Raw genomic sequence first — 25,442 nt, 5'->3', positions numbered from 1 at the left:
AGGCGGCCGGGTAGGGATTCGGCCGGCTGCGGCCGGACCGGGCGAAGCCCGGCGGCCCGCCAGGGCCCGGGCCGAAGGCCCGGAAGGGCTTTGGGGTCCCTGACCCCACTCCCCGCTTCCCCGATAGCCGCCAACTGCCGTCGTAGCGAAGCGGGTCAAGGTGGAGCGCTCTCTCGGCGAAGCCGCCCCAGCGACGACCTTGACGCGCGTAGCGGAGACGGCCACAATCACGCGGCGGGGAAGGGGGAGACCACCGCAACCCCGCCCAACAACCAGCAGGATCACCCCCTCACGCGCCCCACCAACACACCCATGAGACGCCCGACAACCTCAGGTCTTTCGGCCTCCTCGGACGCATCACGTACTCACCCGATGTCCACCCCTCGACCCTCGACCCTCGGTGCTCGGTACGCGAGACCCGCCCTTCGACATCGTCTCCTCGACATACGACGTCGCCTCCAAGCCCGATTTCGGGCAGCACGAAGTCGGCGGAAACCGAGGTCCCCCCTATACGAGGGGAACATGGCAAGAGCTTCGGGGCCACTGGAGATGTGCGGGCTGTGGATAAGCGCACCCGTGGGGATATACGGCATTGGTGATCTGGGTTCATCCCATGTCGTAAGCTGGAGGGTACGAGTACTACTACGCGCTGCTCCTGGTCAAGGTGGCAGCGCTTTTGAATGTTGACGGACGGGTTCGATGACTGAGGAAAGCCGATCGGGAGACCGCGAGGACTCCGGAGCACACGACCACAGCGGTAAACGCTCCGGTGAGCCTGGCGGACGCGGGCGCGGTGACGACTCCCGTTCCCGGTCCGGCTACAGGGGATCCCGCGACGACAAGGGGTCTGGCGGCGGCCGTGATTATCGCGGTGGTGGCGACCGCCGTGGTGGCGGTGGGGACTTCCGCCGAGACAACCGTGGCGCTGCTGGTCGGGACAACCGTGGCGGTACTGGTCGTGATGACCGTGGGGCTGCTGGTCGGGACAACCGCGGCGCTGCCGGTCGTGATGACCGGGGTGGTTACCGCGGTGACCGAAACCAGGACCGGGACCGTCGGGGTGGCCAACGCGACGATCGTGGGGGTTACCGGGGGGACCGCCGGGACGACCGGGGGGCCAGAGGCGACCGGGACCGCCGTGATGACCGTGGCGGCTATGGACGCCGTGACGACCGTCGTGGTGGCGGTCGGGACGATCGCCGTGACGACCGCGGTGGTGGGTATCGCGGGGACCGGCAGGACGACCGTCGCGGGCCTCGTGAGGAGAACCGGGACCCGGCGGACATCGCCCCGCCGCTGCCGGACGAGGCCACCTACAACCAGATCGACCCGGAGACCAAGCGCGACCTGCACTCGCTGCCCAAGTCCCTGGCCGAGCTGGTGGGCAAGCACATCGTGGCTGCCGGACTGTTCGTCGAAGAGGACCCCGAGCGGGCCTACAAGCACGCCGCCTACGCTCGTCGCAAGGCCTCCCGCCTGGCCACGATCCGTGAGGCCTCCGGTATCGCCGCCTACAACGTCGGCAAGTGGCAGGACGCCCTGTCGGACCTGCGCGCGGCACGGCGGATGAGCGGCCGGGACACCTTCCTCGCGGTCATGGCCGACTGTGAACGTGGTCTGGGCCGTCCGGAACGGGCCCTGGAGATCACCAACGACCCGGCCGGGAAGAACCTGGACGCCGCTGACCGGATCGAGTTGCGCATCGTGGCCGCCGGCGCCCGCCGGGACATGGGCGACGCGAAGGCCGCTCTGGCCGAGCTTCAGGTGCCGGAGCTCAAGGAACGCCGTGCCCGTCCGCACGTGGCCCGGCTGTTCTACGCCTACGCCGACGTCTTGGAGGAGTTGGGTCGTACCGACGACGCCCGCGAGTACTTCGCCCGGTCCTCCTCGGTGGACCGTGAGGGCATGACCGACGCCGACGAGCGTCTGGCCGCCCTGGAAGGCGTGGAGCTGGTCGACATCGACGTCGAGGACGGCATCGTCTGGACCGACGTCGAGGAGGAGACGGATCGGGCGGCGGAGGCCGCCGCCGAGGCCGCGGAGCGGCCCCGTGACCGTCGTGACGACCGCGGGGGTCGGGGCTGACCTTCCCCGAACCGATCGACGCGCCGTCGAGTGGCCTGGAGCCACTCGGCGGCGCCGTCGTGCGTCTGGGTGAGTTGCCCGCCGACCATGACTCGGTGGTGTGCCTGACCTACCTGGGAGAGCGCCCCTTGATGGTCCGCAATCGCAAGCGGGCCTGGGAGTTCCCCGGCGGGCATCGGGAACCGGGTGAGGAGATCTCCGACACGGCTCGCCGTGAGGCCTGGGAGGAGGCCGGTGCCACGCTCGGGGAGATCCGGGTCGTGGGCCACTACGTCTTGGCCAAGGGCCACACCACGGTGGTCACCCACGCCCGGGTGCACGAATTGGAGCCGTTGACCGGCCGTTTCGAGACGGTCGAGGTGCGGGCCTTCGACCGGTTGCCCTCCGACGGCGAACTGTCCTGGGCGGACGGTCTGTACGCGCACCTGCTCCGGGTCCTGGAGCTGCCCGGGGCGCCCCGAGCGGATCAGGGCCGGCGGTAGGTCTCCTCGCTGCCGACGACGCGGTACCCGAGCCGGTCGTTGATGGCGAGCATGGGCTTGTTGTCGGCGTGGTTGCCGGTGTAGGCGTGGCGGACGCCCATCTCCCGCGCCAGGTGCAGCGCCTTGGTCTTGGTGTACGTGGCCAGCCCGCGACCCCGGTACTCGCGCAGGCTCCCGGTCATCCCCGACTCCATGCGGCCGGTGCCGTCGGACTTGTAGCAGGAGATGGTCACGGGGACCCCGTCCAGCAGGAGCACCAGGCTGAGGTCGTGGTCCGCCAACGGGTTGTTCCACAGGACGCGGACCCAGTCCTCGTAGGGCAGGAATCCGTCGTCGAAGCCGCCGGGCTCGTCTTCGCTGGTGGCCCGGTCGACCTCGTAGAGGGGACGCGGGTCGTCGGCGAACTCCCGGAAGGTGCGCAGTTCGGCGCCCTCGGGTGCGGTCGGGGGTCCGGGGAGCGTGGCCAGGTCCAGTCCGAGGATCTGGCCGCTCTCGACGAGTGTGTAACCGCGGTCCAGGATCGCCCGGCGGAAGCCTTCCCCGCCGACCTGGACGCGTTCCTCGGCGGCGTCGGCGCTCAGGACGTCGGCGCCGTTGTCGACCAGGTTCCGTTCGGAGGCCGCCAACAGCCGGTCGGAGAGATCGCCGTCGACGAGCGGTGGTGCCACGGCGGCCATGTACGACTGTCCGTAGGTACGCCCCTTCTCGCTCTCGTGCAGACGGGAGAGGACGTGGCCGACCACTCGCTCGCCTCGCACCGCGACGAGGCGTTGGTCCCGGTAGTACGTCAAGGGCCGGTCGAAGCGCTCCGTCATGAGGGCCTCGGTGAAGACCAGGCACGGGTAGGCCTTCTGGATGAGGGCGAAGGCCCCGGGGATGTCCGTGCGCCGCATCGGACGGATCTCGATGGTCATACCGGTGACGCTACGTCGCGGGTTCCGGGGGCGCACCTGGTTTTTCCGTGACGCCGCCCGGACCCCGCGAGGTTCAGGCGCGTTCCTCCGCGGCCTTCTTCGCGGCGTCGGCCTGTTCCTGGGCGAGCCGGTCCAGCCAGTGCACGATTCCGCCGACGTTGGCCTCGGCGCCGCTGAGGATGTCCAGCACCGCGGCCGCGTCGGGGGAGGCGTCCGGGGGAAGCGGCTTGTAGCGGGAGATCACCTTGTCCTTCACCATGGCGACGGCGTGGTCCAGGTCCCCGCCGGTGTCGTGGGAGTCGCGGACCGTCTCCACCCACAGGCGCAGTTCCCGCTCGGCCCGGTCCAGTTTCTCGCCGACGCCGTCCACCGCGCCGAAGTGGGAGAACATCAGGCGCTGGGCGCCGATGTCACCGAACAGGCGCAGCGTGCTCAGGCACGCGTCCATGTCGAAGTCCGGTGGCGGGGTGGCCGGTCGGAGGTCGCCGGTGAGCGGGTTGTACACACCGAGCGCATCGCCGACGTACAGGTCGCCGGTGACGGTGTCGACCAGACCCATGTGGTGTTTGGCGTGGCCGGGAGCGTAGTGCGACACGAGCTTGCGTCCCGCTCCGAGGTCGATCTCGCCGGTCGCGGCGACTGAACGGATGCGGGAGGCCTCGGTGGGGCGCATGTGCCCGAAGAGGGTCTCCAGTCGGTCCCCCCACACCATCTTGGCGCTGGCCATCAGCCGGCTCGGATCGGCCAGGTGCCGGGCGCCGCGTTCGTGCACCACGATCTCGGCGTTGGGGAACAGCGCCGCCATGTCGCCGGTGCCGCCGGCGTGGTCCAGGTGGATGTGCGTGACCACGATGGTGGCCAGGTCCTCGGGGGACAGGCCGAGCCGGATGACGGCGTCGCGCAGGACCGCGGCGGAGCCGGCGGTGCCGACCTCCACGATGCAGGGCCGCTCGGTGCGGATGAGGTAGGCGGACACCACCCCCGGGTACCCGGCCAGCATCGTGTCGATGGCGTAGATCTCGTTGCCCAGAGGGGTGATCCCCTCGGGCAGGTCATCGGTGTTCACGTCTTTGTGCACGTCCGAGCACCCCTCTTCTACGAACGTCGTGCGATCCGTTGCGGACCGAACCCGACTCTAGGGCACGGGGCATGAACGGTCCTGTGGCGGGGGTCACCTGGTCATCCGAGTTATCCACAGATTCTCGTACCGCCTTTTCCCGGGCCCTTCCACCGGGGATCCTGGGATCAGCGCGCGCACCAGGTCGCCCTCTACCGGGAAGGTTCCTCGTGCTCATCCAGAACCCCTTCGCAGTCAAGGATCAGGGCCACCTCAACCAGGTGCTGGTGGTCGGGCGGGTCACCGCCGCGCCGACCGTTCGCGAACTGCCCAGCGGTGATCGGTTGGTCTCCTGGCGGATCGGGGTGGCCCGCCCCGAGGATCCGCGACGCCCCGGGCACCGCCTGGACTCGCTGACCCTGATCTCCTTCGAGGACGCGTTGATCGACCGGGTCCGGGACCACGGGGTCGGGGAGGTGCTCCGGGTGACGGGGGCGCTGCGCCGCCGGATCTGGCGTGGCCCACACGGGGTGCGCAGCATCCTGGAGGTGGAGGTGACGACCGTCGAACTCGAACGGGAGGCCGAACGGTGACGGTCACATCCGATCTACCAGCCCAGGGCCCGCAGCGCGGAGGTCACCGACGCCCCGGTGGGGTCGATGGACTCGTCCGCCCACACCGCGTCGCACAGGGCACGAACACCGTCCAACCGGTCACCGTCCCCGGACAGTTCGACCGAACCTCGGCCGGTGGTGACGGCCCAACCGCCGCACTCCGTCCGACCGTCCCCTCGTCTTGGGCCGGGGTGGGTCTCGTTCATCCCGGAGAGGTCCCAGGACAGGTAGCGGGGACGCTGGTGGGGCGGTGCGGCCACCAGGTCGTGGGGGGTGACGACCCCCGACAGCACCAGCAGCGAGGCCGTGCCATGCGTGGTGGCGCCCTCGATGTCGGTGTCCAGCCGGTCGCCGACGATCAGCGGGTCGGTGGCCCCGGTCCGGAGCATGCCCTCCTCGTGCAGGGGGCGCATGGGCTTGCCGGCGATCACCGGTTCCACACCGGTGGCGTGTGCGATGACACGTACGAAGGAGCCGTTGGCGGGGGTGATGCCCCACGCGCCGGGGGCGGTGGCGTCGGCGTTGCTCGCCACGTAGAAGGCGCCGCGCGCCACCGCCAGGGCGCCCTGGTCGAGGAGGTCGCGGTTCATGGTGCGGGAGAAGCCCTGCACCACCGCCACCGTCGACTCGTCGGAGACCGTGACGGGCCGCAGCCCCATGCGGCGCACCGCTTGCCGCAGTCCGGTGTCGCCGACCACGAGGACGTCCGAACCGGAGGGAAAGCGTTCGGCGATCAGGCGAGCGGCGGCCTCCGCCGAGGTGACGACGTCCTCGGGGACGGCGGGCACCCCCAGGTGGGTGAGGTGTTCGGCGATCCGGGCGGGGGTGCGCCCGGCGTTGTTGGTGACGAAGGCGACCTTGGCGCCGGTGGCGCGTGCCTTGCCGATCGCCTCGGGTGCGGCGGGGACGGCCTCGGCGCCGATGTAGACCACACCGTCCAGGTCCAGGAGCATCGCGTCGTGGAGCTCGTTGAGCGGGCGGTCTGCTGCCTGGAGGGACATGGAGGTCGGCCTGTCTTTCCGTGCGGTGGTGGCGGTCGCCTCCAGGCTAGACGCCTCCGATTCACGGGGCTCCCCGGTGGGGTGTGGGCTGTATCGCAGCCGGGGTTCGGTGTTCGGTCAGCCAGGTGGTGGCGAAGCGTGCCGCGTCGGCCAGCGGGAACAGGCGTGCGGTGGCGGCGCCCACGGGGCCGACCGTGACCGTGCCGGTCCGTTCCAGGTCCGCGCCCAGGGCGGCGAAGTCGTCGGAGTCGACGGCGACGTCCAGGACGGTCACCCAGGCCCGCTCCCCGCCGGGGGTCGTGGCCGCGCACGAGGTGTCGGCCCGGACGGGGGCAGGCACCCGGTATTCGGCGAGATGGAAGGTGGTGCAGGTGTCATAGCCGACCCCCAGCAGCAGGACGTGGGCACCGGAGAGCTCCAGCCTGGCCAGAGGCGACTCCTCACCCAGGGCCGAGCCCAGTGGATGGGGGTGCATGAGGTGGTGGGCGTCGGGGCCCAAGGCGGCGAAGGAGGTCTGCGGATGGGGGCTGCGTACCGCTCCGGGCCAGGTGCGCACCATCTCCGAGATCCGCCCCATGTGGGCGCCGGGGGTGGCGAGGGGGTCGAACGCGGGCGTGTGTTCGCGGATGGTCGGCCACCAGGACTCGGGCACCGGCGGGTTCTGCCACCCGGAGGGGTCGGTGTTGTCGGAGGTCTGGGTGGGCACCACCAGGTTTCCTCGGGGTCCGACCGCGTCGATCAGGGCCCGCACCACGGCCTGTTCGGCACCGCACACCCATCCCAGGGAACCGAGGGAGGAGTGCACCAGGAGGGTGTCGCCGGGGCGTACACCCAGCCGGGTCAGGTCCCGGGTCAGGAGTTCACCGGTCTGGGGGTGATCCGTGGGCATGTCGATGTTCTCCTCGGTCGGGGGTGGGTCGGTCCAGAACCCGCATGACCAGGCCGGTGCGGGGTTTGGGGCCGAAGGAGGTGGACTTGCGGGGGGTGAGCTCGCCGCGATCGGCGACCGCGTAGACCTGTTCCACCCGTAGCGGGGGCACGATGACGGCGGTGCCCTGCTCGGTGCGGGCGGCGGTCACCGCTTCGGTCGGGTCGTCGTGCACCATGCGCACCCGTTCCTCGCTGACGCCCCAGAGCGGCAGGAGGACCTCGTGCAGGGCCGCGGTGTCCAGACGCCGCCACTCGGACGAGCGTTCGGACATGGCCCGTGACAGGGTTTGTTCGGCGAACTCGTGCACCAGGTGGGCGGTGCCGTCGGGAGAGACCACCAACAGGGCGGGGGAGTCCACGGTGTCCAGGTGAGCGGGGTCGGCGTCGGGGAGGGGGGAGACGGTGGCGACGGAGCGGGCGTCGTCCAGGGCCCGAGCGGTGTCCAGTCCGGGCAGGACACGATGGATGGCACCGAGCCGGGGCGGGTGGGTGTCGCTGTCCACGAGCAGTGCCAGACCGTGCCTCCACCCGGGGTCGGTGTGTTCGTCGCGCAGACGCCGGTAGGCGGCGTAGCGGTGGTGTCCGTCGGCGATCAGGGCCGTGCGCGTGGTCAGGTCCCGGGCGACGTCGCGGTGGACGGCCGGATCGGTGATCGCCCACAGACGGTGTCGGGCGCCGTCGCCGGTGCGGGTGGAGATCAGCGGTGTGCCCTGGGCGGCGGCCTCGGTGACGCTGGAGGCGGTACCGCCCTCGCCCCGGTACACCAGGAAGATCGGTTCGAGGTTGGCTCGGGCGGCGCCCATCAACAGGAAGCGGTCGAGTACGGGGGGTTCGGCCACGTCCTCGTGCGGGCGCACCGCCGGTGTCTCCGACTCGTCCCGGGGCAGGCCCAGAGCGCCGATGAGTCCGCGTTGGAGCCGGCCGTCCGGGGTGATCTGCTCGTACACGTACAGGGCCGGTTCGGGGTCCTGCGCGAGGTAGCCATCGTCGATCCAGCTGCGCAGTAGGGTGGCGGCGCCACGGTAGCGGTGGGCGGCGGCGTCCTGGCGGGACAGCTCGAAGGGGAGTGTGACCCTGGCCGCGTTGTGCGGGTCGGAGCGCTGGAGTTCCCGGGCCTCCCGGGCGTCGGGGATGTCGTAGGGCGGGGCCAGGAGTCGGGCGACGTCGAAACCGTTGTCGATGAAGCGGTCGACGTCGGGCGCGGCGTAGCGGAGACCGCGGAAGGGGGCCAGGTCAAGAGATCGGCGTGGCATCCCAGAAAGGTATCGCCCCGGGGAAGCCCGTCGGAGCACCCCCTGGGATCAGAGCAGACGGCGCAGGCGCAGCAGGTCGCCGAAGGTCGCGTCGACCTTCAGACGGCGGCTGAGCAGAGCCTTCGCGGGGTCCAGGCGCTCCTCGGACAGGGCGACGAAGTCGTCACTGGAGACGGTCACCGTGACCTGGGGTGTGGGGGCCGGCGCGGTGCGCGTCCGATGGGTGACGTCGGTGAGACCGTCGACGGTCAGGCGCATGTCGAAGGCGGTGTCCAGGTCGGGGACGATCACGCTGACGGTGCGTTCGCGGATGTGTCGGCGGCGCCGGTCGAGGGATTCTTCGAGGAGGCGCACGTTGGCCCGGGCGATGCCGGCGAGGCACGCGTCGATGCTGCTCATGGGGTCATGATGCCGTATCGGTGAGGGGATCGTCCGTTCGAGTGTCACGGGGACCGTGGGAACGGTAGCGTTGGCGTCGTCCCCCGGCACGAGGTCCGTCCCTCACCCGCGCCCTCTTTTCGTTCGTTTCCTCCCGCGGTCCCATCAAGGAGCACGTCATCATGGTCGTCGACGCGGTACGCACCTACCTGGACGCCGCCAATGGCCTCACCGAACTCTCCCGCAAGGAGGCGGTCTCGGCCGCCAAGGCGTTGTTGCGGGCCGGTGGCGCGGGCGGTTCGCCGCCCCCCGCCGGGGACGGTGCTCAGGGTCCGCCGCCGCGGGTGGGACAGAACATCCAGGCGTTGGCCGGTGAGCTGATCGAGACCAGTCAGGCGAACCGGGCGGCCATCGCCGACCTGGTGCGGGCCGAGGTGGGGCACGCCCTGGAACAGATGGACATGGTGCCGCGCGCCGAGCACGAGCGGGTGGTGCGCCGGGTCGCGGAGCTGGAGCGCCGGCTGGGCGCCAGACACGCGGTGGAGCGGGCGCTGGCCCCGCGCGATGGGGCTTCCTCGGTGCTGCCGGTCCGGGAGGAGCCCGTCGAACCCACCGAGCCCGCCGAGCCGGAGCCGGTGGCGAAACCGGAGCCCGCCCCGCGGGAGACCGCTTCGGCCGAGCCCTCGACCCCCCGGCCCAAGACCGGCGGCACCGGGGCCACGACCAAGAACACGCGTTCTCGTTCCACCGCCAAACGCACCACCAAGGGCAAGAGCGCCAAGAAGTGAACGGTGGTGTCGAGAGGGAAACGAGGGACGGGGGACGTATGGGCGCCGACGAACAGGCCGAGGCGTTGGCCGAACAGACCCTGCGGGCGACCAGGGAACGGCTGGCCGGCCTGGACGACGCGCCCACCCACGAACACGTGGCGGTCTTCGACGCTCTGCAACAGGAGCTGTCCGGTGTGCTCGGAGCCCTGGGGCAGGGGTCCCAGAGCGGGCGATAGCGCCCGGTACCCTAGGTGACCATGGCAAAACGTAGTCGGCTCGACGCGGAACTGGTCCGCCGCGGTCACGCACGCTCCCGCGGTCACGCGGCCGAGATCATCGAGAACGGGTTCGTCCATGTGTCGGGGATGGTCGCCTCCAAGGCCGCCACCCAGATCGGGACCGACCAACCCATCGTGGTGCGCACCCCTTCCGAGGAACCGACCTATGTCTCCCGCGGGGCGCACAAGCTCATCGGCGCGTTGGACGCGTTCGAGTTCTCGGTGAAGGGGCGTCGCGCCTTGGACGCCGGCGCCTCCACCGGCGGATTCACCGACGTGTTGTTGCGGCGCGGCGCCGCCCACGTCACCGCGGTCGACGTCGGTTACGGGCAACTGGCCTGGTCGTTGCGCAGCGACGATCGGGTCGAGGTGATGGAGCGGGTCAACGTCCGTGAACTCACCCCCGAGCGGATCGCCGAACCCCGACCCGACCTGGTGGTGGGCGACCTGTCGTTCATCTCCCTGAAGCTGGTGCTGGGTCCGCTGCGCGACTGCGTCGACCCGGAGGCGGACTTCGTGATGATGGTCAAACCCCAGTTCGAGGTCGGCAAGGACCGTGTGGGTTCGGGCGGTGTGGTTCGTGAACCGGCGCTGCGGGCCGAGGCCGTGACCGACGTGGCCGCGCGCGCCCTCACCTTGGGTCTCGGCGTGGTCGACGTGGCCGCCAGCCCCCTCCCCGGCCCCTCGGGCAACGTCGAGTACTTCCTGTGGATGCGGTCCGGCGCCGACCCGTTGGACCCCGCCCGCTTGGAGCGGGCGATCGAGGAGGGGCCCTCCTGAGGGCGTGGCCCATGGTCGTCGGTGTCCGGTAACGTGACCCGGCCGGGTCCGGGCGAGGTATCCGGTCGGTACCAGTGCTCCCGGACGGGGAGTGAACGTAAGGGGACGGCGATGACCGGCGGACGCAGTGTTCTGCTGCTGGCCCACACCGGTAGACCCGCGGCTGTGCGCAGCGCCCGGTTGGTCCACGAACGGCTCAGTGGGGCCGGGCTGACCGTGCGCATGCTCAAGAGCGAGCTGGAGAACCTGGCGGCCGAGGGTTGTGAGCTGTCCCCGGTGGAACCGGTGGAGGGCCCCGGGGCCGCCGAGGGTGTGGAACTGGTCATGGTCCTGGGCGGTGACGGCACCCTGTTGCGGGCCGCCGAGATCGCCCGTCCCGCGGGGGCGCCGCTGTTGGGCGTCAACCTCGGGCACGTCGGGTTCCTCGCCGAGGCCGAACGTGAGGACCTGGGCGCCACGGTGCGCAGCGTGGTCCGGCGTGAGTACATCGTCGAGGAACGCATGACCTTGGACGTGGCGGTCTTCAACGGAGGCCGTGGCGACGGGGCGCCCCCGGTGCGTTCCTGGGCGCTCAACGAGGCGACCCTGGAGAAGGCCGACGCCCGCCGCATGCTGGAGATGGTCCTGGAGGTGGACGGGCGTCCCCTGTCCAGCTGGGGTTGTGACGGTGTGGTGTGCGCGACCCCCACCGGCTCCACCGCGCACGCCTTCTCCGCGGGCGGGCCCGTGGTGTGGCCGGACGTGGAGGCGGTGTTGGTGGTGCCGATCAGCGCGCACGCCCTGTTCGCCCGTCCCCTCGTGGTGGGCCCGGACGCGACGGTGGCGTTGGAGGTGCTGCCCGACACCACACCGGGCGTGCTCTGGTGTGATGGACGACGTATGGTCGAATTGCCCGCGGGGGCACGAATCGAGATCACCCGTGCCGATACGCCCGTGCGTCTGGCCCGGCTGCATCGCGCGCCGTTCACCGACCGATTGGTGGCCAAGTTCGGTCTGCCGGTCACGGGATGGCGGGGGCGTGCCGGGAACGAACGTTGAACGATCGGCGTAGGCACACGCACAGGGCGTCAACTATTCAGGAGAGGGTTCGGTGCTCGAAGAAGTCCGCATCCAAGGCCTCGGTGTCATCGACGACGCCATGTTGGAGTTGTCACCGGGTCTGACCGTGGTCACCGGTGAGACCGGCGCGGGTAAGACCATGGTCGTCACGGGGCTGGGACTGCTCTTCGGTGGTCGTGCCGATCCCCAGCGGGTCCGGCCGGGCGCCGACCGGGCGCTGGTCGAAGGCCGGCTGACGGTGCCCGAGGGCGGCCGCGTGGCGACTCGGGTGTTCGAGGCCGGTGGTGACATCGACGACGACGTGCTGATCCTCAATCGGACGGTGTCGGCGGAGGGGCGTTCGCGCGCGACCATGGGCGGTCGTTCCACGCCCGTGAGCCTGTTGGCCTACCTCGCCGATGACCTGGTGGCGGTGCACGGCCAGTCCGACCAGCAGCGTCTGCTGCGTTCGGACCGTCAGCGTTCGTCGTTGGACCGGTTCGCCGGTGACGACCTGGCCAAGACGATGAAGCGTTACTCGGTGGCCTACCGGCGCCATCGTGAGGTGTCGGCCGAGCTGGAGGAGTTGGTGGAACGGGCGCGTGAGCGTGCCCAGGAGGCCGACCTGCTCCGGTTCGGGGTGGAGGAGATCACCGCCGCCGAGCCGTTGCCGGGTGAGGACGCCGAGTTGCTCGCCGAGGAGACGAGGCTGGCGCACGCCGACGGGTTGCGGATGGCCTCCACCACCGCGCACGAGGCCCTCACCGGTGACCCGGCCGCCGCGGAGGTGCAGGCCGACGTGGTGGGGTTGTTGTCGGCCGCGCGTCAGGCGGTGGCCTCGGTGAGCGAGCACGACCCGGACCTGGCCTCGATCGGTGGCCGTTTGGACGAGGCGTCCTACATCATCACCGACGCCGCCACCGAACTGGCTTCCTACGCGGAGTCGGTGGACGCCGACCCGGGCAGGCTGGCCGCGGTGCAGGAGCGTCGTTCCCTGCTCACCCAGCTCTCGCGCAAGTACGGCGCGACCACCGACGAGGTGCTGACCTGGGCGGAGAACGCGGCCAAGCGTCTTTCGGACCTGGACGGCGACGACGAGCGCATCGACGAGCTGAGTGCGGAGACCGAGGAGCTGGCCGCCCGTATGGACGAGGCGGCCGTCGAGCTCACCGCGATCCGTGAGGCGGCGGCCGAGCGGTTCGGTACGGCGGTCACCGAGGAGCTGATCGCGCTGGCGATGCCGCACGCCCGGGTGATCGTGCGCATCACCACCGGTGAGGAGTTCGGTTCGCACGGGCGCGACGAGGTGGAGCTGCTGCTGGCCCCGCACCCGAGTGCGCCGCCGTTGCCGCTGCACAAAGGCGCTTCCGGTGGTGAGCTGTCCCGGGTGATGCTCGCCATCGAGGTGGTCTTCGCGGGTTCGGACCCGGTTCCGACGTTCGTGTTCGACGAGGTGGACGCGGGTGTGGGCGGTAAGGCCGCGGTGGAGATCGGACGGCGGCTGGCACGTCTGGCCCAGCGCGCCCAGGTGATCGTGGTCACGCACCTGCCGCAGGTGGCGGCGTTCGCCGACGCCCATCTGGTGGTGGAGAAGTCCACGGACGGTCTGGTCATCGAGAGCGGTGTGGTGCTGCTGGACCGTGGTGGTCGGGTGCGTGAGCTGTCGCGGATGCTCGCGGGTCTGGAGGACTCGGAGCTGGGGCGGGCGCACGCCGAGGAGCTGTTGACCAACGCCGACCCCGAGCGGGCGTATCCGGCGGCCTGAACCACCCGCTCGCGCGCACTCCGTCGCCGGTGTCCAGAATTCGGGCACCGGCGACGTTTCGTCCCGAAAACGCCGATCGGCCGACTGTCGTGACTCCGGGTGAATGAAATCTGACAGTATGCCACCGATGAAGGTATCCGAGGCGTTCAGAGGCACACTGCGATTTCGCCGCCCACGGGTGGAGCCCCCCGCCGGGCTGGTCGCTCCCGTCCGTTCGGACCGTCGAACCAAGAACCTGACCAAGCGCCTGCGCCCCGGTGACATCGCCGTGATCGACCACGTCGACCTGGACCGGGTCAGCGCCGAGGCGCTCGTGGGTTGCGGTGCGGCCGCCGTGGTCAACGTGGCCCCCGGCATCAGTGGCCGCTACCCCAACCAGGGGCCCGAACTCCTGGTGGGCGCGGGCGTCCCCCTGATCGACGACGTCGACCCCGAGGTGTTCACCCGCGTGCGCGAGGGCGAACGACTGCGCCTGGAGGGCGACACCCTGTACCGGGGGGTGGAGGTGGTGGCCCGCGGGGTCCGTCAGGACCGGGCCTCGGTCGGCGCCGCCATGGAACTCGCCCGCGCCGGGCTGGCCACCCAGCTGGAGGCCTTCGCCGCCAACACCATGGCCTACCTCCAGCGCGAACGCGACCTTCTGTTGGACGGCATCGGCATCCCCGCCATCGGCACGGCCGTGGAGGGCCGCCACGTGCTCATCGTGGTGCGCGGCTACCACTACCGCGAGGACCTCGCGGCGCTGCGCCCCTACATCCGCGAATTCCGGCCGGTCATCATCGCCGTGGACGGCGGTGCCGACGCGGTCATGGAGGCCGGGTGCCGGCCCGACATCATCGTCGGCGACTTCGACTCCGTCACCGACCGGGCCCTGGGCAGCGGCGCCGAACTCGTGGTGCACGCCTACCGGGACGGGCGCGCGCCCGGACTGCGGCGCCTGCGGGACCTGGGCCACGACGCCGTGGTCTTCCCCGCCACCGGTACCAGCGAGGACGTGGCGATGATGCTCGCCGACGGCGCCGGGGCGTCCCTCATCGTGGCGGTGGGCACCCACGCCACCCTGGAGGAGTTCCTCGACAAGGGCCGCTCGGGCATGGCCAGTACCTTCCTGACGCGGTTGCGGGTGGGCGGCAAACTCGTCGACGCCAAGGGAGTGAGCCGGCTGTACCGCTCGCGCATCTCGCCGTGGGCGCTTCTGACCCTGGTGGCCGCGTGCCTGCTCACCATCGTGGTCGCCGCGTACTGCTCATCGGCCGGTCAGGTCTACCTCACCTTCCTGGCGGCGCGTTGGGACGCGTTCGTCTACTCGTCGACGGGGCTGTTCACGTGATCGACTTCCGCTACCACCTGGTGTCCATCGTCGCCGTGTTCCTGGCCTTGACGGTCGGACTCGTCCTGGGCACCACGATGCTTCAGGACCCGCTGCTGGAGTCGATGCGGTCCGAGACCGCCGACCTGCGCGGCCAGAGCGAGGATCTGCGCGCCGAACGGGACGAGGCCGAACTGCTCAACGCCGGGGCGGACCAGCTGGCCGAGGCCACCGCCGATGACGTGCTCACCGACCGGCTCGACGGTGTCGACCTGGTCGTGGTCGCCGCGCCCGGCGCCGACGAGGACGTGGTGCGCGCGCTGGGGGCGCGTGTGGAGGAGGCCGGCGCGGAGGTCGCCGGGCGTGTGTCGATGCGGGACGCCTTCCCGGACGCCGAGGAGGCCACCTTCCTCGACGAACTCTCCCTCCAGGTCTCCGACACCCCCGACGAGCTGACCGGTGGGCCCTACGACAAGGCGGGTACGGAACTGGGGCGCGCCTTGTCCGCCCATGAGGACGACGACGAAGGCGGACACGACGCCGCCGCGACCCTGGCCGCCTTCGAGGAGGGCGGCCTGATCACCGTGCAGGGGTCGCCCGCGCGTTCGGCCCGGGCCCTGATCGTGGTGGCGCCCGCCGGACCGATCGAGGAGGACGCCGAGGCCGCCACCACGGTGTTGCTCACGCTCACCAAGGCGATGAACCGGGAAGTGGGGGCCACAGTCCTGGCCGGGGGAGCCGAGGCCGCGCGCGAGGGAGGGCCCATCGCCCGATCCCTGGCCGAGGATGCCCCCTACAGCACCGTGGACGTGGCGGGTCGCCCCGCCGGCGACGTGGTCGTCGCCCTGGCACTGGCCGAGGCCTTGGCGGGCGGGCGCGGTGCCTACGGTGTGGGCGAGGGCGTCTCCGGGTTCCTCCCCGAACCTCTGCCGGACGCCGCCGGGAGCGGGGAGTGAGCGTCGAGCCCGCCCTGACCTCGACGGCGCGCGGTCTCGCCGGAGCCGCTCTGGGCGGTCTGGCCGCCCGCTCCGTCTACCGGTGGCTGACGCGACGCCGTGACCGCGGGTGGGAACGGGTCAACTTCCGCGGTAGGACCGTCACCTTGAAGGAGGGGGCCGCGTTGACGTCGGGAATGTGCGCGGCCATGGCCCTGATCCCCGGGGCGAACCCGAGGGCACGGGCCGCCTCGGCTCTGGCCGTCACCGGTGCCGCCGCCTTCGGCGCCTACGACGACCTGTCCGGATCGGCCGACGTCAGGGGGCTGCGCGGCCACCTGGGCGCGCTGGCCCGCGGACGGGTCACCACCGGCGTGGTCAAGATGGCGGGCATCGGTGCCACCGGCCTGGCCGCCGCGTCCCTGTCGCGGCGGGGCCCGGTCGACACCCTGGTGGACGGGGCCCTGATCGCGGCCGGAGCCAACCTGGTCAACCTGTTCGACCTGCGCCCCGGCCGCGCGGTGAAGTTCTCCCTGCTGGTCGCCGCACCCGCGCTGGCCACCCCGGCCGCACCGCTGGTCGGCCCGGTGGTGGGGGCCTCGATCGCCCTGCTCCCCGACGAACTGGCCGAACGTTGCATGCTCGGTGACGCGGGCGCCAACGCCTTGGGCGCGGCGCTGGGCGTGGCGGCCGTGGCCCGGGCCCCGCGACCGGTACGGCTGACCCTGCTCGGCGGGGTGGTCGCTTTGACCTTGGCCGGAGAGGTCGCCGGCTTCTCCCGGGTGATCGACCGGACGCCGGTGCTGCGTCGCCTGGACCGTTGGGGTCGGTCGCCGACATGACCCGTGGGATCGCCGCGGCGGCCGCGCTCATCGCCGTGGTCACGGTGGGCGCGCGGCTGGCGGGCTTCGCTCGCACCGTCGTCTTCTCCCAGACGGTGGGGGACACCTGTCTGGGCACCGCCTACGTCACGGCGAATCAGCTGCCGGCGGTCTTGTTCGAGATCGTCATCGGTGGGGCCCTGACCGTCATGGTGGTCCCGGTGCTGGCGGTCGCGGTCAGGCGGGGCGAACACGAGCGGGTACGGCGGACCGTCTCGGCGTTGATCACCTGGGTCCTGTTGCTCTCCCTACCGTTGGCGGCCTTGTTGGCGCTGGTCTCGGTACCGGCGATGACGCTGATGCTGGGGGGCGGCGTCGGCTGTGGCCGTGCCGCGCTGATCTCCCTGGCCGCGCGCATGCTGGTGGTGTTCGCGCCCCAGGTCGTCTTCTACGGGCTGGCCGCGGTGCTCTTCGGGGTGTTGCAGGCCCACCGGCGTTTCCTGGGCCCGGCCCTGGCCCCGCTGGTCTCCAGCCTCGTGGTGGTCGCCGCCTACCTGGCGTTCGTTCCGTTGGGCTCCGATCACCGTCAGGAACCGGGGGCTCTGCCCTCGGTCGCCGAACTCACGCTGTCCCTGGGGACCACGGCGGGGGTGGCGGCGCTGTTCGTCACGGCGCTCCTCCCCACCCGGCGCCTGGGGCTGAGCCTCCGGCCACGATTGACCTTCCCGCCCGGGGTGGGGGCCCGAGTGCGGTACCTGGCCACGGCCTCCCTGCTGCCGTTGGTGGCCATGCAGTCGTCGCTGTTGTTGGCGGTGGCCCTGGCGAACCGGGGCGGTGGCGCCGGGGCGGCCGTGCACTACACCTACGCGTGGGCGTTGTTCACCCTGCCCTACGGGGTGATCGCCGTGCCCATCGCCACCAGTGCCTTCACCGAACTGGCGGTGGCGCACGCCGAACACGATCGGCCCGGGTTCGCCCGGTTGTCGGCGGCCGGGGCCAGGGCCGTGGTGGTGATCACCGCCGCGGCGGGTACCGCGCTCGCCGCCGCGGCCGGGCCGCTGTCGGTGGTCCTCGCCCGGGTCGATCCCCTGCCCCTGGAACGGGGACTGCTCGCCTACGCGCCCGGGGTGGTGGGGTTCGCGCTGATCGCCGTGACCGGTCGGGCCCTGTACGCCTCCCATGACGGCAGGCGGGCCGCCATCGCGCAGGTCGTGGGGTGGTCGGTGGTCATGGTGTGCTCCTGTGCCCTGGTGTGGGCGGTACCGGCCGGGTGGGCGATCACGGGGTTGGGCGCGGCCACCACCGTGGGGACGGGAACGGCCGCGGTCCTGTTGTGCGCCGGGGTGGTGAGCGTGCACGGACGTGACAGTCTGGCCGGACTGTCACGGTCCCTGGCCGCGGCGCTGCTGGGAGGGGTCGCCGGTACGGTCGCCGGCCGTGCCGTGGCGGTGGTGTCGGAGCCGAGCGGTGTTCAGACGGCCGTGGGGGCGGTACTCGTGTCGGGTGGGGCGGCTCTGGTGGTGTTCGGCGCGGTCGCGGCCCTGGTGGACCGGTCGGCGGTGCGCGTGGTGGCCGGTCGGGCCCAGGCGGTACTCGAACGCAGGAGGGGGACGCGGTGAACGGCAGGATCGCGCTGGTGGTCGGGACCAGTACCGGAGGTGTGGGTCGCCACGTGCGCTCGTTGGGCGAAGGGCTGCTGAGGCGCGGTCACCGGGTGGCGGTGGTGGGGCCGCCCGAGGTCGAGCGGGAGTTCGGTTTCGCCGAGGCGGGGATGAGGTTCTCGCCGGTGCGGGTCGGCAGGGGCCCGTCGTGGTCCGATCCCGGTGCGGTGCTGCGGCTGCGGGCACTGCTGGGCGGGGCGGACGTGGTGCACGCGCACGGTCTGCGGGCCGGAGCGATGTGCGCTTTGGCCGGGGCGCGTCCGCTGGTGGTGACCGCGCACAACGCGCCGCCCCGGGCGGAGGGGCCGTTGGCCGCGGCCTATCCGGCGCTGGAGCGGATCGTGGCGCTGCGCGCCGACGTCGCGTTGGGCGTCTCCGGTGATCTGGTGGAGAGATTGCGGGCCGCCGGGGCGGGGGACGCGCGCATGGCGGTGGTGGCGGCGCCGGACACGGGGCGGGCGCTCAAGGGCCGTGAGGAGACCCGCGGTGACCTGGCGGTGCCGCCCGAACGACCGTTGCTGCTCACGGTGGCGCGTCTGGCCGAACAGAAGGGGCTCGACACGCTGCTGGAAGCGGCGCCGGCGATCGCCGACAGAGTGCCCGAACCGGTGGTGGCGATCGCCGGGGACGGGCCGTTGTGGGGGGAGTTGCACGACATGGCCGCCGAGATGGACACGGACGTGCGCATGTTGGGGCGTCGCGGGGACGTGGCGGATCTGCTCGCGGCCGCGGACGTGTTCTGCCTCACGAGCCGGTGGGAGGGCCCCTCTCTGGTGATCATGGAGGCGTTGCGGGCCGGCCTGCCGGTGGTGGCCACCCGGGTGGGGGGCATCCCCGACCTGTACGCGGGCACGGTGCTGATGGTGCCGCCGGGGGAGCCGGAAGCGTTCGCCGCGGCGGTCGGGCGGGTGATCGACGACCCCGGGCTCGCCGCCGACCTGCGCGCACGTTCCCGTGAGACGGCGCGGGCACTTCCCACCGAGGACGACGCGGTGGAGTCGGTGTGTTCGATCTACAAGGCGGTGGCCCGATGGTGAGGGCGATACCACCGTCGGGGTGACTTCCTCCCGGGCGGGGTTCATGACATCCTGAGGACCGGCTCGGATGGCGTACTCTTTGCGAGTGCGCTTCACGCGCCTGCTTCACCACGTGAGGGGAGTATCCCTATCGCGGCGGCGCCGTCATCACGGAATACAAGGGCGTATTCCCGGTACCGTCGGTCCACACCGTCAAGGTGCGGGCGGGAGAGACCTCCGGTTAATCTTCGTGCGCGCACAACGCTCGCGCGCACCGGCCGGAGGAGAGTCAGTACGTGAACGTTCCCCTGTGGGTCTGGGCTGCCACCATCGCGGCCATGATCTTGATCCTCGCTATGGATCTGATCATCGTCGACCGCCCGTGGAGTAAGACCAAGGGCCCCATGGAATTCGGGATGAAGCAGGCCGCCTGGTGGGCGGTCTTCTACATCGGAATCGCCATCGTCTTCGGTTTCGGGGTCATGTACTTCGGCGGCGTCACCTCGGGTGCCGAGTACTTCGCCGGGTTCGTCACCGAGAAGAGCCTGAGTATCGACAACCTGTTCGTCTTCTATCTGTTGTTGACGGGGTTCGCGGTACCCAAGAAGTACCAGCACGAGGTGTTGCTGGTCGGCATCGTCATCGCGATCGTGATGCGAGGCATCTTCATCGTCCTGGGCGCCCAGGTCATCAATGCCTGGAGCGAGGTCTTCTACCTCTTCGGCGTCTTCCTCATCTACACCGGTTACAAGATCATCCGGGACCACCTCAAGGGTGACGAGGACGACAAGGACTTCACGCAGACCCCGGTGGTCCGCCTGGTCAAGCGTTTCTGGCCGGTGACGAAGGACTACCACGGCGCCAAGATGACCGTGAAGCTCGACGGCCGTCGCCACGTGACCCCGATGCTGCTGGTGATCGTCGCGATCGGCGTCATCGACCTGGTCTTCGCCGTCGACTCCATCCCGGCGATCTTCGGTCTGACCCAGGACGCCTACATCGTCTTCACCGCCAACGCCTTCGCCCTGATGGGTCTGCGTCAGCTGTACTTCCTGCTGGCCGGTCTCATGGACCGCCTGGCCTACATCAGCTGGGGCCTGTCGGCGATCATGGTCTTCATCGGTGTGAAGATGATCCTGCACGCGCTGCACGAGAACGGCGTGCAGGTCATCGAGGTCGGTATCGGCGCCTCGCTGACCGTCATCCTGGGCATCATGGCCATCACCATCGTCGGCAGCCTGATCAAGTCGCGTTCGGACGGCGACAAGAACGTCGAGGTCGAATCGGACCGGCCGGCCGACCGGTCCTGACCGACCCCGAAGAACTTCGAAGAATCCTGAATATTCGAACGACTGTTCGTTTATAGTGGTGGTGTCCTGGCGCTGGAGCGTCGTGGGCACCACCACTTCTGCGTGGTGGAAGAAACCGTCACGGGCGATCGTTAGTCTTGTCGGGCGGGGGAGGCGACCCCCTCCCCACATCCCCTGGAAGCGGCCGAATACCAGGCCGCCGTGGCCCGGACGGGCCTGCGATCGCCGTACCGCGAAGCCGCACACGGGTCAGCCGACGTCATTCGACGTGGTCCGATGTCCTGTGCGTCACAGCCGAAGGATGTCTCACTCGATGGTCGAACAACTGGTGGTCCGTGGAGCACGGGAGCACAACCTCAAGGACGTCTCCCTGGATCTGCCCCGCGACTCCATGATCGTGTTCACGGGTCTGTCCGGTTCGGGCAAGTCCTCGCTCGCCTTCGACACGATCTTCGCCGAGGGTCAGCGTCGCTACGTCGAGTCACTGTCGGCGTACGCCCGACAGTTCCTCGGCCAGATGGACAAACCCGACGTCGACTTCATCGAGGGTCTCTCGCCCGCGGTCTCCATCGACCAGAAGTCCACCAGCCGCAACCCGCGCTCCACCGTCGGAACCATCACCGAGGTCTACGACTACCTGCGTCTGTTGTGGGCACGCGTGGGCGTGCCGCACTGTCCCGAGTGCCACCGTGAGATCGCCCGGCAGAGCCCTCAACAGATCGTCGACCGGGTCATGGAGATGACCGAGGGCACCCGTTTCCAGGTGCTCGCCCCGGTCGTACGAGGCCGCAAGGGCGAGTACGTCGAACTCTTCAAGGACCTGCAGTCCAAGGGCTACACCCGCGCCATGGTCGACGGCCAGGCGGTGCGTCTGGACGAGACGCCCAAGCTGGGCCGCTACGACAAGCACGACATCTCCGTGGTCGTGGACCGGCTCAGCGTCAAGCCGAGCTCCCTGGGCCGGCTCACCGACTCGGTCGAGACGGCCCTGAAGCTGGCCGGGGGCACCATCGTGCTGGACTTCGTCGACCTGGAAGGCGACGACGCCGAGCGCGAGAAGGTCTTCTCCGAGCACCTGTACTGCCCCTACGACGACCTGTCCTTCGAACAGCTCGAACCGCGGTCCTTCTCCTTCAACGCCCCCTACGGCGCCTGCGCCGACTGCTCCGGTCTGGGCACTCGGATGGAGGTCGACGGGGACCTGCTGGTGCCCGACCCGGAGAAGACGCTCGCCGAGGGCGCCATCGCCCCCTGGTCGGGCGGTACCAACGGCGGCTTCTGGGAACGCATCCTCCAGGCCCTGGGCGAGGCCATCGGCTTCGACATGGACACCACCTGGGAGCGTCTGCCCCGGCAGGCCCGCAAAGCCATCCTGGAGGGGCACGACACCCAGGTCCACGTGAGCTACCGCAACCGATACGGGCGCAGGCGCTCCTACTACACCGAGTTCGAGGGCGTGGTGCCCTGGGTGCGGCGCCGTCACTCCGAGGTGGAGAGCGACCACACCCGTGATCGCCTTGAGGGCTACATGCGCAGCGTGCCCTGCCCCACCTGCGACGGGACCCGGCTCAAGCCGGTCGTGCTCGCGGTGACCATCGGCGGCAAGTCCATCGCCGAGGTCGCCTCGATGTCGCTGAGCGAGAGCGCCGCCTTCCTCTCCGAACTGCGGCTGTCGGACCGCGACATGGTCATCGCCGCTCAGGTGCTCAAGGAGATCAACGCCCGTCTGGGCTTCCTGCTGGACGTGGGGCTGGACTACCTCAGCCTGGCCCGCTCCTCGGGTTCGCTCTCGGGCGGTGAGGCCCAGCGCATCCGCCTGGCGACCCAGATCGGTTCCGGCCTGGTGGGTGTCCTCTACGTGCTGGACGAGCCCTCCATCGGCCTGCACCAGCGCGACAACGCACGTCTGCTGGAGACCCTGCAACGGCTGCGCGACATCGGCAACACCCTCATCGTGGTCGAGCACGACGAGGACACCATCCGCTCCGCCGACTGGGTCGTCGACATCGGCCCCGGCGCGGGCGAGCACGGCGGACACGTGGTGGTCTCCGGCATCGTCGACGAGCTGTACACCGCCACCGACTCGCTGACCGGCGACTACCTGTCGGGACGACGCGTCATCGAGCTGCCGGAGAGCCGCCGTCCCCTCACCAAGGGACACGAACTGGTGGTGCGCGGGGCCCGGGAGAACAACCTCGAAGGCATCGACGTCACCTTCCCGCTGGGCGTGTTCACCGCGGTCACCGGGGTGTCCGGTTCGGGCAAGTCCACGCTGGTCAACGAGATCCTGTACAAGGCGTTGGCCAAGGAGCTCAACGGTGCCCGCGACGTGCCCGGGCGGCATCTGCGGGTCAACGGCATGGGCAAGGTCGACAAGGTGGTGCACGTCGACCAGAGCCCCATCGGTCGCACCCCGCGCTCCAACCCGGCCACCTATTCCGGGGTCTTCGACCACGTGCGCAAGCTGTTCGCGCAGACCACCGACGCCAAGACACGCGGCTACCAGCCGGGCCGGTTCTCCTTCAACGTCAAGGGCGGACGTTGTGAGTCCTGCTCCGGCGACGGCACGCTCAAGATCGAGATGCAGTTCCTGCCCGACGTGTACGTGCCCTGCGAGGTGTGCCACGGCGCCCGGTACAACCGGGAGACCCTCCAGGTGAAGTACAAGGGCAAGAACATCTCCGAGGTGTTGGAGATGCCGATCGCCGAGGCCCTGGACTTCTTCGAGCCGATCAACGCGATCCGCCGCCACCTGCAGACGCTCGTGGACGTGGGCCTGGGGTACGTGCGGCTCGGCCAGCCCGCCACCACGCTCTCCGGTGGTGAGGCCCAGCGGGTCAAGCTCGCCTCGGAACTCCAGCGCCGCTCCACTGGCAAGACCGTGTACGTGTTGGACGAGCCGACCACCGGTCTGCACTTCGAGGACATCCGTAAGCTGCTGTCCGTGCTCGACCGGCTCGCCCAGAGCGGCAACACGGTGATCGTCATCGAGCACAACCTCGACGTGATCAAGACCGCCGACCACGTCATCGACATGGGCCCCGAGGGCGGTTCCGGCGGTGGCCTGGTGGTGGCGCAGGGCACCCCGGAAGAGGTCGGCGCGGTCGCCGAGTCCTACACCGGACGCTTCCTCGCCAAGATGCTCTGACTCTCGCCGACCGGGGGTCGGGACGGGGCACCCCACCTGGGCTACTACAGTTCGTAGTGGACTTACAGGCGTAGGCGAGGAGCGTTCGGTCGTGGCCGGAATGAGGACATGCGGGTGCGGAATGAGCAGGCGGCGCCTGCTCGGTACGGCGGGAGCGGCTACGGCCGTCGGCGCCGTGAGCGCTTGCGGAGAACCTCCCGAACCGCAGGAGGTGCGCCGCGGCCAGGTGGTCGGTCAGACCACCGAGGTTCCGGAGGGTGGCGGCACGGTGTTCAGCCACAGCAAACTGGTGGTGACCCAGCCGGAGAAGGGCGAGTTCAAGGCCTTCGACGCCGCCTGCACCCACGGTGGCTGCACGGTTCAGGAGGTGGAGGACGAGCTGATCCGGTGCCTGTGTCACGGCAGCGAGTTCGACTACACCTCCGGTGACCCGGTGGCCGGGCCCGCCAACGACCCCTTGGAGTCGTTCACCGTCACCATCGACGGCACCGACATCATCCTGGACTGAAGGCGTCGGAGCCGTACATGACGGAGCCCCGACCGGTGTGAGCGGTCGGGGCTCCGTCATGTACGGGGGGAAGGGGCCTCAGGCCTCGTCCGGGTTCCCGGAGCGGGCGTCACCGTTGCTCTCGTGCACGGCGCCGGAGGCGGCGGTGGCGCGGCGGAAAGCCGAGGTGGGGAACTCCGAGGCGTAGACGGAGTCTTCGTCGTCGCCGCTGGAGACGAACTCGGTGCGCTTGCGCGGCAGCGACTGCGGGTAGTTGGTGGCCAACCAGGTGATGAGGTGTTCGCGGATCTCACACGCGACGTTCCACTGGTCGCCGGTGTCGGCGGCGGTGGCCACCACGCGCACCACGATCTCACCGGTCTCGCTGATGTTCACGACCTGGCAGGACCAGCTGCGGCCGTCCCAGTGCTTGCTGGAGGTGACGAGCTTGCCTGCCTCCTCGCGAAGCTCGGCGACGGGCACTTCCCAGTCCAGGGGGAACTCGACCTTGGCGGTGATGTTGGTGCCGGCCTTGGTCCAGTTCTCGAAGCTGGTCGTGGTGAAGTTGACGACCGGGACCACCAGGCGGCGCTCGTCCCAGATCTTGATGGTGACGTTGACCAGGCTCAGTTCTTCGACCCGGCCCCATTCGCCCTCGACCACGACGACGTCCCCGATGCGCAGGGCGTCGCTGAAGGCCAGCTGGAGTCCGGCGAACAGGTTGCCCAGGGTCGACTGGGCGGCGACACCGGCGACGATACCGATGACACCCGCCGAGGCCAGGAGCCCGGCACCCAGGGCGCGCACGGCGTCGAAGGTGAAGAGGATCGAGGCGATCGCCAGGACCACGATGACGGACGTGATGACGCGGCGCAGCAGGCGGACCTGGGTCTGCAGCCTGCGGGCGCGACGGTCGGCGTCGCCGTTGCTGATGGACAGGCGCTGCAACACCATGTCGGTGGCGGCGTAGGCCAGGCTGAGACCCAGTGCGGTGAGCGTGCCGATCATCAGGATCCGCATCGCGTGCTCGATGGTCGAGTACGTGCTCCACCCCACGTCGCCCACGCCGGGCAGGGCCAGGTTGGCGCCGACCACCGCGGCCGCGGTGTAGGCGGTCACCGCCGAACGTGAGACCACGTAGCGGGTCATCGGCCAGACCTTGCCCAACTTGTGGTTGAGCACCCAATGCAGCACGAAGACCAGGATCATGGAGACCGCGACGGCGATGCCGATCGCGATCCAGTGCGCAACGGTCACGGCGTGGACCTCCTTGTCGTCAATGTCGGAAAGTTGCTGCGTTACCCGCCCAACCTAGAGCATGTGGATACCCAATCGTGACGTTTGGATGAACGATCATTGTGACGTGAGCGGGTCCATCCGCCCTCGTGAGCCGGGCAGGTGGCCGTCTGT

General features: G+C 70.2%; 23 protein-coding genes. 16 read left to right on the top strand and 7 right to left on the bottom strand.

Annotated features, from left to right (window positions below):
* Window positions 1-699 precede the first annotated feature (699 nt).
* Together BQ8420_RS32650 and BQ8420_RS09655 are read left to right on the top strand one after the other, a co-directional pair.
* Complete coding sequence (locus BQ8420_RS32650) at window positions 700-2,085, top strand: tetratricopeptide repeat protein (RefSeq protein ID WP_235006023.1); 1,386 nt, start codon at window positions 700-702, stop codon at window positions 2,083-2,085.
* A gap of 59 nt (window positions 2,086-2,144) precedes the next feature.
* Window positions 2,145-2,567, top strand: coding sequence for an NUDIX domain-containing protein (locus BQ8420_RS09655; protein ID WP_087097499.1), 423 nt, complete (start codon window positions 2,145-2,147; stop codon window positions 2,565-2,567).
* Here the strand turns inward: BQ8420_RS09655 and BQ8420_RS09650 are convergent.
* Complete coding sequence (locus BQ8420_RS09650) at window positions 2,552-3,481, bottom strand: GNAT family N-acetyltransferase (protein ID WP_087097498.1); 930 nt, start codon at window positions 3,479-3,481, stop codon at window positions 2,552-2,554. The genes BQ8420_RS09655 and BQ8420_RS09650 overlap by 16 nt on opposite strands.
* A 73-nt stretch (window positions 3,482-3,554) precedes the next feature.
* Window positions 3,555-4,559: an MBL fold metallo-hydrolase gene (locus BQ8420_RS09645; RefSeq protein WP_087097497.1), complete on the bottom strand. Its 1,005-nt coding sequence runs from the start codon at window positions 4,557-4,559 to the stop codon at window positions 3,555-3,557.
* Between the two features lie 209 nt (window positions 4,560-4,768).
* Between BQ8420_RS09645 and BQ8420_RS09640 the strand changes: the two genes are divergently transcribed.
* Complete coding sequence (locus BQ8420_RS09640) at window positions 4,769-5,131, top strand: single-stranded DNA-binding protein (protein ID WP_235006022.1); 363 nt, start codon at window positions 4,769-4,771, stop codon at window positions 5,129-5,131.
* A gap of 14 nt (window positions 5,132-5,145) precedes the next feature.
* On the opposite strand, the gene BQ8420_RS09635 is transcribed toward BQ8420_RS09640, so the two are convergent.
* The 4 genes from BQ8420_RS09635 to BQ8420_RS09620 all read right to left on the bottom strand — a co-directional run bounded on the left by BQ8420_RS09635 (window position 5,146) and on the right by BQ8420_RS09620 (window position 8,735).
* A complete protein-coding gene (locus BQ8420_RS09635) occupies window positions 5,146-6,153 on the bottom strand; it encodes an HAD-IIA family hydrolase (protein ID WP_087097495.1) in 1,008 nt (335 codons plus the stop codon).
* A 61-nt stretch (window positions 6,154-6,214) separates the two neighbouring features.
* Window positions 6,215-7,042 carry an aminoglycoside N(3)-acetyltransferase gene (locus BQ8420_RS09630; RefSeq protein WP_087097494.1) on the bottom strand — a complete coding sequence of 276 codons (828 nt, stop codon included), beginning with the start codon at window positions 7,040-7,042 and terminating at the stop codon, window positions 6,215-6,217.
* The gene (locus BQ8420_RS09625) at window positions 7,014-8,336 is read right to left on the bottom strand and encodes a DUF1015 family protein (RefSeq protein ID WP_087097493.1); all 1,323 of its coding nucleotides are present in this window, start codon (window positions 8,334-8,336) and stop codon (window positions 7,014-7,016) included. Before BQ8420_RS09625 ends, BQ8420_RS09630 begins: the two co-directional genes overlap by 29 nt.
* 48 nt (window positions 8,337-8,384) lie before the next feature.
* Window positions 8,385-8,735: an SCP2 sterol-binding domain-containing protein gene (locus BQ8420_RS09620; protein WP_087097492.1), complete on the bottom strand. Its 351-nt coding sequence runs from the start codon at window positions 8,733-8,735 to the stop codon at window positions 8,385-8,387.
* Between the two features lie 161 nt (window positions 8,736-8,896).
* On the opposite strand from BQ8420_RS09620, the gene BQ8420_RS09615 reads away from it, so the two are divergent.
* From BQ8420_RS09615 to BQ8420_RS09555, 13 genes are all read left to right on the top strand, one after another.
* Window positions 8,897-9,502, top strand: a complete 606-nt coding sequence (locus tag BQ8420_RS09615) for a hypothetical protein (RefSeq protein WP_087097491.1) — start codon at window positions 8,897-8,899, stop codon at window positions 9,500-9,502.
* 38 nt (window positions 9,503-9,540) lie between these two features.
* Window positions 9,541-9,720, top strand: a complete 180-nt coding sequence (locus tag BQ8420_RS09610; protein ID WP_087097490.1) for a hypothetical protein — start codon at window positions 9,541-9,543, stop codon at window positions 9,718-9,720.
* 21 nt (window positions 9,721-9,741) lie between these two features.
* On the top strand, window positions 9,742-10,542 hold the full coding sequence (locus BQ8420_RS09605; protein ID WP_200815870.1) for a TlyA family RNA methyltransferase: 801 nt from the start codon (window positions 9,742-9,744) through the stop codon (window positions 10,540-10,542).
* 111 nt (window positions 10,543-10,653) lie between these two features.
* The gene (locus BQ8420_RS09600) at window positions 10,654-11,580 is read left to right on the top strand and encodes an NAD kinase (RefSeq protein WP_087097488.1); all 927 of its coding nucleotides are present in this window, start codon (window positions 10,654-10,656) and stop codon (window positions 11,578-11,580) included.
* Window positions 11,581-11,632: 52 nt separating this feature from the next.
* Window positions 11,633-13,345 carry a DNA repair protein RecN gene (gene recN / locus BQ8420_RS09595; RefSeq protein WP_087097487.1) on the top strand — a complete coding sequence of 571 codons (1,713 nt, stop codon included), beginning with the start codon at window positions 11,633-11,635 and terminating at the stop codon, window positions 13,343-13,345.
* Window positions 13,346-13,472: 127 nt separating this feature from the next.
* Window positions 13,473-14,675: a putative cytokinetic ring protein SteA gene (steA, locus tag BQ8420_RS09590; protein ID WP_369825492.1), complete on the top strand. Its 1,203-nt coding sequence runs from the start codon at window positions 13,473-13,475 to the stop codon at window positions 14,673-14,675.
* Window positions 14,672-15,610 carry a copper transporter gene (locus tag BQ8420_RS09585; RefSeq protein WP_087097486.1) on the top strand — a complete coding sequence of 313 codons (939 nt, stop codon included), beginning with the start codon at window positions 14,672-14,674 and terminating at the stop codon, window positions 15,608-15,610. Before steA ends, BQ8420_RS09585 begins: the two co-directional genes overlap by 4 nt.
* Window positions 15,607-16,431 (top strand): hypothetical protein, encoded by an 825-nt coding sequence (locus tag BQ8420_RS09580; protein ID WP_235006021.1) that lies wholly within the window; start codon window positions 15,607-15,609, stop codon window positions 16,429-16,431. Before BQ8420_RS09585 ends, BQ8420_RS09580 begins: the two co-directional genes overlap by 4 nt.
* A complete protein-coding gene (gene murJ / locus BQ8420_RS09575) occupies window positions 16,428-18,029 on the top strand; it encodes a murein biosynthesis integral membrane protein MurJ (RefSeq protein ID WP_087097510.1) in 1,602 nt (533 codons plus the stop codon). The genes BQ8420_RS09580 and murJ overlap by 4 nt, the downstream gene beginning before the upstream one ends.
* Entirely contained in the window at window positions 18,026-19,108 is a 1,083-nt protein-coding gene (locus tag BQ8420_RS09570; RefSeq protein ID WP_087097485.1) for a glycosyltransferase family 4 protein, read from the top strand. Before murJ ends, BQ8420_RS09570 begins: the two co-directional genes overlap by 4 nt.
* 275 nt (window positions 19,109-19,383) lie before the next feature.
* Window positions 19,384-20,397, top strand: a complete 1,014-nt coding sequence (locus BQ8420_RS09565) for a TerC family protein (RefSeq protein WP_087097484.1) — start codon at window positions 19,384-19,386, stop codon at window positions 20,395-20,397.
* Window positions 20,398-20,710: 313 nt separating this feature from the next.
* Complete coding sequence (gene uvrA / locus BQ8420_RS09560; protein ID WP_087097483.1) at window positions 20,711-23,545, top strand: excinuclease ABC subunit UvrA; 2,835 nt, start codon at window positions 20,711-20,713, stop codon at window positions 23,543-23,545.
* Between the two features lie 121 nt (window positions 23,546-23,666).
* On the top strand, window positions 23,667-24,053 hold the full coding sequence (locus tag BQ8420_RS09555; protein WP_087097482.1) for a Rieske (2Fe-2S) protein: 387 nt from the start codon (window positions 23,667-23,669) through the stop codon (window positions 24,051-24,053).
* 78 nt (window positions 24,054-24,131) lie between these two features.
* On the opposite strand, the gene BQ8420_RS09550 is transcribed toward BQ8420_RS09555, so the two are convergent.
* A complete protein-coding gene (locus tag BQ8420_RS09550) occupies window positions 24,132-25,289 on the bottom strand; it encodes a mechanosensitive ion channel family protein (protein WP_087097481.1) in 1,158 nt (385 codons plus the stop codon).
* Window positions 25,290-25,442: the final 153 nt, after the last annotated feature.

Origin of the sequence: Nocardiopsis sp. JB363, from assembly GCF_900143625.1 — a bacterium.
In the GTDB taxonomy this organism is placed as follows: Bacteria; Actinomycetota; Actinomycetes; order Streptosporangiales; family Streptosporangiaceae; genus Nocardiopsis.
The sequence above is the reverse complement of the archived record's forward strand: the minus strand, read 5'-3'. Positions and strand labels throughout refer to the sequence as shown.